Consider the following 1,384-nt stretch of genomic DNA (forward strand, 5'->3'; position numbering starts at 1 on the left):
GATAACCCACACCCCCTGCATGCCGGTTCACGCCGGTGCGGTAGCGGCTCAGTCCAGCACCCGCCCCTGCCGCCAGTACCCCATGAAGGTGATCGCGCGGCGATCCAGGCCGCAGCCCTTCAGCAGATGCCGGCGGATCGCCATCACCGCGCCGGCCTCGCCCGCTACCCAGGCATACAGCGCGCCGTCCGCGCTGGCGTCAGCCTGCTCCCACAGGATCTGCGCATCAACGTCGATGTCGTCCAGCTCGGCAGCCTCGGCGACGGTCGCGGCCACCGCCAGCCGCGCCTGCACCGCCTGCAGCAACCGCTGCCCATGGGCCTGCTGCCCGCGTGGCAACCACACCAGTTCGGCCGTGGCCGGTGCCTTCAACGGCACCGCATCACCGGCCTGGGCGATCTCCAGCAGGGCCAGCGTGCGCGGCGGATCGGTCAGCCCGGCCAGTTCCTCGAGGATGCCGGCCACCGCCGGCAATGCGGTCTCATCGGCCACCAGCAGCACCTGGCCTACCCCGGCTGGCGGCTTCCATTCCCAGCCCTCGCTGCTGTCCGCACAGTCGGCATCGGGGGCCAGCAGCACCACGCGGTCGCCCGGCCGTGCATGCGTGGCCCAGCGCGAGGCCGGTCCGGTCTCGCCATGCAGCACGAAGTCGACGTCGACCTCGCACTCGCCGGCACGCAGTTGGCGGAGGGTAAAGGTGCGCATCGGCGGCCGCGCCTCATCGGGCAGTGCCCGGTAACGGGCATACCAGTCTTCACCGCTGGGCACGTCCGGCGCGTCCTGGCCGGGCAAGGGGAAAAACACCTTGATTCGCTGGTCCGGGCCTTCGGTCTTCATGTGCGCCACGTCGGCGCCGGTGAACACCATGCGGTCCAGGGAAGGAGAAAGAACGCGGCGCTCCTTCAGCGCCACCTCGAACAGGCGGTAGGTCTGCTGCGCAGCCATGCGGGTACCTCATGCGACGACATCGGAATGGCTGGCTGTCGTGCACCCACGAACCGGCTCGCTGGAAACCCCAGCCTAATCCCTGCCCGCAGCGCCGCAACGGATCCGCGCGTGATGACGCGCCCTACCCCTGCGCGACGCTCAATGCGCCGTGCCGGCTGCCTCTGATGCGCGCTCGCGCTGGTGCTCCCAGTACCAGAACACGAAGCCGGCCGCGAAGAAGCCCGCCTGTCCCAGTGCCAGGTGCAGCGGGTTGTTGTGCAGCAGCGGCGATACCACGCCGGCCACCACGGTGCTGATCATCAGCTGCACGAACGCCTGCAGCGACGACGCCAGGCCGCGCTGCAGCGGATACATGTCCAGCACCGCCAGCGCCAGGATCGGGAAGATCAGCGCCATGCCCATGCCGCCAAGGAAGATCGGCATCACCGCCCACGGC

General features: G+C 69.7%; 1 protein-coding gene and 1 pseudogene. Both read right to left on the minus strand.

Translation table 11 applies throughout. The annotated features are described in order from the left end of the window. Positions 1 to 48: 48 nt before the first annotated feature. A complete protein-coding gene (locus AB4Y84_RS21655; RefSeq protein ID WP_442244617.1) occupies positions 49 to 945 on the minus strand; it encodes a siderophore-interacting protein in 897 nt (298 codons plus the stop codon). A gap of 141 nt (positions 946 to 1,086) precedes the next feature. Beyond that, positions 1,087 to 1,384 (minus strand): annotated as a pseudogene (locus AB4Y84_RS21660) (Bcr/CflA family drug resistance efflux transporter); the annotation flags it as partial.

This window comes from Stenotrophomonas sp. 2YAF22 (genome assembly GCF_052114665.1).
In the GTDB taxonomy this organism is placed as follows: Bacteria; Pseudomonadota; Gammaproteobacteria; order Xanthomonadales; family Xanthomonadaceae; genus Stenotrophomonas; species Stenotrophomonas indicatrix.

Excerpts from the sequence above, each read along its gene's own strand:
- AB4Y84_RS21655 (WP_442244617.1), bottom strand. The coding sequence starts at position 945 with ATGGCTGCGCAGCAGACCTACCGCCTGTTCGAGGTGGCGCTGAAGGAG.